This window comes from Microbacterium sp. K41, assembly GCF_004794395.1.
In the GTDB taxonomy this organism is placed as follows: domain Bacteria; phylum Actinomycetota; class Actinomycetes; order Actinomycetales; family Microbacteriaceae; genus Microbacterium; species Microbacterium sufflavum.
Window position 1 is genome coordinate 1 of sequence record NZ_SSDO01000080.1, and the last position, 6,294, is coordinate 6,294.

Annotated in this window: 6 protein-coding genes; 4 read left to right on the top strand and 2 right to left on the bottom strand. The window is 67.1% G+C overall.

Annotated features, from left to right (window positions below; genetic code table 11):
* Positions 1-172 precede the first annotated feature (172 nt).
* The 4 genes from DW309_RS01500 (at position 173) to DW309_RS01515 (ending at position 4,318) form a co-directional block, all read left to right on the top strand.
* On the top strand, positions 173-535 hold the full coding sequence (locus DW309_RS01500) for a hypothetical protein (protein ID WP_136044343.1): 363 nt from the start codon (positions 173-175) through the stop codon (positions 533-535).
* A complete protein-coding gene (locus tag DW309_RS01505) occupies positions 535-972 on the top strand; it encodes a hypothetical protein (RefSeq protein WP_136044344.1) in 438 nt (145 codons plus the stop codon). Before DW309_RS01500 ends, DW309_RS01505 begins: the two co-directional genes overlap by 1 nt.
* Position 973: 1 nt before the next feature.
* Positions 974-2,776, top strand: a complete 1,803-nt coding sequence (locus tag DW309_RS01510) for a hypothetical protein (protein WP_136044345.1) — start codon at positions 974-976, stop codon at positions 2,774-2,776.
* Between the two features lie 174 nt (positions 2,777-2,950).
* Entirely contained in the window at positions 2,951-4,318 is a 1,368-nt protein-coding gene (locus tag DW309_RS01515) for a hypothetical protein (RefSeq protein WP_136044346.1), read from the top strand.
* Positions 4,319-4,372: 54 nt separating this feature from the next.
* Here DW309_RS01515 and DW309_RS01520 read toward each other — a convergent pair whose 3' ends face one another.
* Complete coding sequence (locus DW309_RS01520) at positions 4,373-4,774, bottom strand: hypothetical protein (RefSeq protein ID WP_136044347.1); 402 nt, start codon at positions 4,772-4,774, stop codon at positions 4,373-4,375.
* Between the two features lie 733 nt (positions 4,775-5,507).
* Complete coding sequence (locus tag DW309_RS20205) at positions 5,508-6,059, bottom strand: DUF7882 family protein (protein WP_446724621.1); 552 nt, start codon at positions 6,057-6,059, stop codon at positions 5,508-5,510.
* Positions 6,060-6,294 lie beyond the last annotated feature (235 nt).

The following is a 6,294-nucleotide window of genomic DNA, read 5'->3' on the forward strand; positions in this document are numbered from 1 at the left end:
CCGGACCCGCAGGCCCCGCCGGCGCGACCGGCCCCACCGGACCCGCAGGCCCGCTCTGCCCCGACGGGTCCACGGCTGCCACCGGCTGGATCAGCATGGCCGACACCGACCTCGGCCCGTTCACCCCGACGCAGGCGACCGTCTGCGTCCACACAACGACAGGAGTCACCCCATGACCACCGATCCCATCGTTCCCGCCGCCGTCCGGCTAGCAGCCAAGCGCGCGTTCGTGCGGACCACCTACCAGGCATACGCCGCGACCCTCGGCGCCGGCATCTCCGTCACCGTCGTCCTCGGCATCATCACCGGCCAGGTCGATATCGTCGCCACGGCCGTGCAGTTCGGCGTCGCCGTGGCCGCGCCGCCCCTTGCCGGTCTCGTGGCGTGGCTGAACGTCACCTCGACTGGCATCCCGAAGGACTACGCCGACGTGGTGCTGGTCGAGCACGCACTCGCCCCGGCCTCGAAGGCGATGGCCGACCAGGACAGTGCTGTGCAGCGCGTCCAGTTGCGTCGAGACTTCAAGGGGGAATGATGGCAACAGTCAGCGGGTACCTCTCCGATTTGACGAAGCAGGCCCTCTCGGGGAGGTTCCCGCGGCTGTTCTTCCGCATCGAGCGCCCGTCCACGGCTGGCGCGAACCTCATCGTCACCGATCGCGTCGAGGCCACTATCAACGACGCCACCGGCGCGTTCACGGTCGACCTCGTGGCATCGGATGAGCTAATCCCCGAGGTGCCCTACACCGTGACAGCCGACTGGGACGCGGGTCGACAGATCGACGTCCTGACCGGGCTGCGCGTCCCCGCTGCGGGCGGCGCGATCTCGGACCTCATTCTCGCGTCCGGCCTCGCCGCAGAGCTCAACAGCGCTCTCTTCGGGTGGGGGCCACCGCCGCCGAACCTCGGCCCCGGGCTGTACTACGACCTCGAATCCGGCGAGGTCTACGGCGAAGACCCTGGAGGTAACTGACATGGCAGGCAAGATCCCCCTCGGCAAGCCCGAGTTCGCCTCCGACATCACCACGAGCGCACTCATCGACCAGGCCGGGTCGCGCACCCAGGTAGCCCTCGATGGGCGGCTGACGACCGTCGCGGTGGATGTCATCGTGAACAACCCCGAGGTCGTGGACAACGCCAAGGCGGGTGCTGCGGCTGCGGCCCAGGATGTCGAGGGCCTCGCCCGGGTCGAGCAGGGTAAGAACCTGTTCGATCCGTCGAAGCGGCAGATCGGCTACACGCTCCGCAACGTCGATGGCTCTGCCGTGGCGCTCGCCGGCTACTCGGTGTCCGACTACATCCCGGTCGTCGCTGGGCAGCAGGTCACGGTGAGCTCGGCGCGCAACATCGCCATGTACAACGCCAGCAAGGGGTACCGCGGGATCGGCGAGTACATCGACAACTCCTCCCACGGCGTGGTCACCGTCACCCCGGTCGTCGACGGGTTCCTGCGGGCGTCGGTGTCCGATTCCCGGCTGGCGACGTTCCAGGTCGAGAAGGGCGCAGCATCGACGGCGTATGAGCCGTACGCCCGGTACCTCGATCCGGCGATCACGGTGCAGGCCACCGCCGCCGGCCCGCTGCTCGCCAGCCGCACCGGCGACGCGGTGAACGTCACCACGGGGACGCTGTCAACGTCGCTGAACCTGACCGCCGCGGACGGGAAGAACCAGGTCCTCAACTTCCTGTCGACGACCTCCGGCGGGACCGCGTTCCATACGATCCCCGACTCGGTCGCCCCGATCCGCACCCAGCAGGGGACGATCGGCGCGAACCACGGGTTCGCTTTCGTCGGCCGGTGGGCGTCGCACGACAAGACCACGGCAGACCTCGGGTCGGTGTGGACCGACGGGACACGCGAGTACGTGATCCTGAAGGTCGACGGCACCGGGGTGTGGATCGGCGGCAGCGTCAGCTTTGCCGGTGATGGGTCCGCGTCGTCGGCGAACGTCGCACCGGCCGCGGCGCTCACTCATGTCTCCGGGGCGACGAACACCTCGACGATCCCGAGCTCTGGCTACTCCCTGCAACAGCTGTACCCGGCGATCGCGAACCGGGTCGTGTCGGGCACGCTCGACGCGGCGCCGATCGCGAACGGTCGCGGCCGGGAGATCGTGTTGCGCGAGTCGTACGAGATCCTCGACTACGCGTCGCTGTACGCGCTCGCGAAGGCGAACATCGGCGTCCCGTACACGGCACTGCCGGTCGCCGCCGCCGTGCGGGTCGAGTCCGAGTGGCGGATCCGCAACGGTCTCAAGATGATCGGGTACGTCGCACTCACCGAGGTGTCCCCGACCCGGCTGGGCCAGACGGGGTTCTTCCAGGCGGAGGCGATGAGCACGCCGGCGCAGCAGACCCGGTGGCTGCCCGGTGTCAAGGCGATCGGCGGCCGGGACTACTCGGCCGGGGTCGCGCACTCCGCGCTCACCGTGTCGGACACCGTCACCGCCGCCGACCTCTATAACCCGAACGTCCCACCCACCGTCCTCTTGGACTGGCGGCAGGACCTCGGTGTCGGTTTCGCGATGGCGTACGACCCGTGGACCGGAGCGTCGGCGAACACGGCACGTCTGGCGAACGCGTCGAGCAAGCTTTGGGACCTCCGCAATACCCGGAAGATCTACCCGAACGCGATCGTCGACCTCGCTCCCGGCTGGGGGCGTGTCGAAGCGCGCGGGTACCGGGCGTATCTGACTGCCACCGAACGCGACCAGATTCTCGCACGCCCGACCGACGCCCTCGCGGCCGTCGCGACGCTGCGAACCATCGTGGGCTGATCTCAGCCCACAGGGCACGCAACGAATGGGCCCTCGACTCGTTACCGTACGAGTCGAGGGCCCTTTCGTCATGTAAGCCCGTGACCCCTGTGACGCGCGCGTCACACCACCACCGATCAAGGAAAGCGAGGGTGCATCATCGACAGCACCACCGACACGACCATTGCCGCGCTGATGGCTGACCCCACCAGCGAGACCGGCTCCACCCTGCGAGCGATCATCGACAGCAAGGTGCGCGACATGTTCGCCACCTTCCTCGGCTACCCTCCGCCCGCCGGATTCCCCGGCTACTCCCGCCTCCCGCTTCCGCGGGTCTCCTACCGTCCCGCGACCGACACTTTCGACGTCGACGTGGACTACGCCGCGCTGATCCCGGTCGGAGGTGTGACGTACTACGTCTCCGCGGACGCCCCGAGCAGCGGCAACGAGGGGCTCACCCCCGCCTCGCCGATCACGGTCGGCACCGCGATCGGCAAGCCCGACGTCGGCGAGATCCGCTACGCGCCCGGCGAGTACTTCCGCGACAACCACGCACGCTCGACGGACTTCATCACCCGCGACATCCGACACATCGCCACCGGCGCCGGCGTGCGCGTCACCGGGTTCAACAGGCCCCGGTCGCTGGCGTGGACACTCGTCGCGGGCGCCATCTACCAGACCACCCGCAGCGCAGCCCAGCGCGTCTACGACGCCGTCAACCTCACCCCCGAGGGCGACCACCGCGAGTACCTGCGCCGCCCCGACCTGGCGAGCATCACCGGGGAGGGCGAGTACGCGATCGTCGGCAACCTCGTCTACGTGTGGGCGATCGGATCCACGAACATGACGACCACCACCGGTCAGGACCAGCTCCGCGTGCAGGTCACCGCCCGCACCGGCGTCGCGACCGATGCCTCCACGCAGTACGTCGAGGGGATCACCTTCGAGGGCAGCACCGTGGGCGGACTCCGCACCAGCGGAACCGGGCTCATCATCGCGAAGGGCACCACCGTCAAGTACGCCCCCGTCAACGGCGTCTTCAGCACCGGTGGCGCCATGGTCCTCGACCACGTCACCGTGGCGTGCTCCGGAGCGGACGGGTTCAACTACCACGTGTACGCGCCGGCCGAGTACTGCGAGTTCATCGAGATCGGGTGCACCTCCCGCAACAACGGGCAGACCGACGGCGCCACGACGAACAACGCCACCACGGCGCACGAGACCGCTGTGGGCATCCGCGTCAACGGCGCCTACTCCACCGCGCACGGGCCGCTCGTCGCAGACGTGAACCAGGCGAAGACGTGGAACCTCGGCTGCGTCAGCGGCTACTCCACCACGACGGCGGCGTCGCAGCAGTCCGCGTTCCGCGTCGACGCGACCGGGTACACCGAAGACCAGGCAACCATGTGGCTCGACCGGTGCGAAGCCGTGAGCGTCGACAAGGGCCTTCACGCAACCGGCGGCGGACGCATCATCCACCGCGACACCATCTACACGTCGGTCACCACCCCGACCGTCACCGCCACCGGCGGCGTCATCGAGGAGTACCTCAACGTCGCATGATCGATGAAGACCCCCACCTCCCCGGGGAGGTGGGGGTCTTCATCTGCGTATCGATCAGAATTGGTAGGCGAGCTCCTCGGCATGCGCCGCACTCGCCAGGACGTTGAAGGAGGCAACCGTTTCGGGGTTCTGCGCAAGCCAGATGCGCAACATTCCCATGGTCGAGTCGTGATGGACGTCAATCGTGTCGATCGATTCAAGACCGTCGACATCCCACGACCAGACCATGAAGCCGTCGCGCTCGGCGAAGATCACGTTGGCGCACCCGCCAACCTCGGTGACGCGTGCATTCACGTCGCCGACGCAGTCATCGGCAAGGGCAACGACGATCGGAGCTACCCCATCTGCGCGTCGAACGCTGAGAATGTCGCCGTGTCCGTGTGCTCGGAGGCGCGACAGAGACTTCATCACGCGGGTGGTGATTGTGGAACGGTCGTCGAGCAGCTTCTCAGCCATGGGTCCCTCCACCAGAAGCAAACTGATACCTACTATGCACCATGTCGTACGCCCTGTCGTGACAGTCTTGCACGTCGGCCTGTGAGTACAACGAAAGCACGTGACGCGAGTCGTTGGGCTGCTGGTGGCCGGTAGTGTGCTCGTGCAAACTGCCGTGAAGGGTGCACACCGAGTAGCGCTCCGCCCAGTCCCCGGTGTGCTCGCGGGACTGCCATGCCATGAAGAAGCGGACCAGGCGGCCTTCGCACCAGTAAAGAGTGACATGGAGCCGGTTGTTTGGATCAAGGTAAAGCTCTGAGGGGTCGGGGTCGCACTCCGACTCAGCCGGCGGATGGTAGAGCTCCTGGGCGGCGATCTCGGCGGCCGCGAGGGCGAGATGCTCTCTCGCCTGGCGGCGTGCCTGATTCCGGCTGTGTCGCCCCAGGTTTCGCCCCGCCATACCGCGAGAGTCTATCCGGGCTGACCCTCGGATGTTACCGGTCAGGTGGGCGTCCCGGGCCTCTACTCGCCCCCGCGTGGAGGCCCGGGACGGGAGTCATCGTCTGTGCCGAAGTTCCCCAGAACATTCGTCGCCCCAGCGGTGCAGCAGATGGTGCTCCTTGTGAGCACGGGGGGCTGTGCTCACGCGAGTAACTCTAGTCGCGTGAGTAATTCGATCCTGGGCGATTGCCGAGAGCCCAGGAGGGCATCTCTGTCCGTGGCGAGCTGCACGGCGATGCCCCGCAATGCCGCCCTAGGGAACGACCTCAAGCGTTGCAGTGGCGGGGCTTGTGTTCGCTGGCTCGGGCACCAGGTACAGTCCGGTCGGGGCGTTGGCGGTATATGCGAGCGCGTCCACCCACGCGCGGTTGACCGCGGGCGGTCGGCTGCCCGCGTACTTGAACGCCAAGGATGATTGAGCGTGAACCCAGACTGTGGTGCGACCGCCACCGGTGCTCGCGTCTTCCTTCCACGTGAAGGCGAAGGGCTCTCCGCGGCGCAGCTTCGCTGTCATGACCAGTTGCAGGTGAGTGAGTGCACGGTCTTCGATGTCCGTCTTCTGGACGCCGTCATAAATCAACTTGCCCATGATGAGCCCCCTCTTCTCGTCACAGGAACTCGCGCCAAGGGGCGCGGTCAAGATGATCGCTGTGTGGTACCGCGCCATGATTCTACCGGTTGGGCGCGTCACCCGGCGGCGTTCATGGCGCATCGTCGAGCCGCACAGCATCGCCGCATATGCAGCAGCGGTAGGTGAGTTCGCCGGCGCGGATTCAATGCCGGCGGCGAGGGGAATGGAGCGCACGAGATTCGCGTCGACTCATTGCTTCGGGTCTGAACAGTGCCCAGGCTTGCACGCGGCGCGGGTAGGGGTAGATCGTCATCGGCTTGCTCGCGGATGCGTGGAAAAGCTGCCCTTCGTCCGCAGCGAGTCGCATGAGGGGTCAGGGCTCCGATCGCGTTTTGTGGCTGCGATTCCGCACGAAGCCGAAGATGAGCGTCCCGAGGAACAGGATGATTCCGATGATGGCTAGCCAAAG

Coding starts and splice junctions, on each gene's coding strand:
- DW309_RS01500 (WP_136044343.1), top strand. CDS start 173: ATGACCACCGATCCCATCGTTCCCGCCGCCGTCCGGCTAGCAGCCAAG.
- DW309_RS01505 (WP_136044344.1), top strand. CDS start 535: ATGGCAACAGTCAGCGGGTACCTCTCCGATTTGACGAAGCAGGCCCTC.
- DW309_RS01510 (WP_136044345.1), top strand. CDS start 974: ATGGCAGGCAAGATCCCCCTCGGCAAGCCCGAGTTCGCCTCCGACATC.
- DW309_RS01515 (WP_136044346.1), top strand. CDS start 2,951: ATGGCTGACCCCACCAGCGAGACCGGCTCCACCCTGCGAGCGATCATC.
- DW309_RS01520 (WP_136044347.1), bottom strand. CDS start 4,774: ATGGCTGAGAAGCTGCTCGACGACCGTTCCACAATCACCACCCGCGTG.